General features: G+C 61.1%; 1 protein-coding gene. It reads left to right on the forward strand.

All coding sequences use genetic code 11. The features are described from left to right. A partial coding sequence (locus tag JK364_RS54530; RefSeq protein WP_201858899.1) for a beta-ketoacyl synthase N-terminal-like domain-containing protein occupies positions 1–697 on the forward strand: 697 nt, incomplete at both ends.

Raw genomic sequence — 697 nt, forward strand, 5'->3', positions numbered from 1 at the left:
TTTGGTGTCAGTCCGAATGAGGCGTTGACGATGGATCCTCAGCAGCGGTTGTTGTTGGAGGTTTCGTGGGAGGCGTTGGAGCGGGCGGGGGTGGATCCTCGTGGTCTGCGTGGTAGTTCGACTGGTGTGTTTGCCGGGATGATGTATCACGATTATGTCTTCAATAGTGCGTCGGGGGCGATTGCGTCGGGGCGTGTGTCGTATGTGCTGGGTTTGGAGGGGCCGTCTTTGACGGTTGATACGGCGTGTTCGTCGTCGTTGGTGGCGATGCATTTGGCTGGGCAGGCGTTGCGGTCGGGTGAGTGTTCGTTGGCGTTGGCGGGTGGGGTGACGGTGATGGCTTCTCCTGACACGTTTATCGAGTTTTCTCGGCAGGGTGGTCTGGCGCGGGATGGGCGTTGTAAGTCGTTTGCTGATGCGGCGGATGGTACGGGTTGGTCTGAGGGTGTGGGGATGGTGTTGTTGGAGCGTTTGTCGGATGCGCGTCGTAACGGTCATCCGGTGCTTGCTGTGGTGCGTGGTTCGGCGGTGAATCAGGATGGTGCGTCGAATGGGTTGACGGCGCCGAATGGGCTTGCTCAGCAGCGGGTGATTCGGCGGGCGTTGGAGGTTGCGGGGGTGTCGGGGGCTGAGGTGGATGTGGTGGAGGCTCATGGGACGGGGACGAGGTTGGGGGATCCGATTGAGGCGCAGGCTC

This window comes from Streptomyces endocoffeicus (genome assembly GCF_016741935.1).
Classification (GTDB): Bacteria; Actinomycetota; Actinomycetes; order Streptomycetales; family Streptomycetaceae; genus Streptomyces; species Streptomyces endocoffeicus.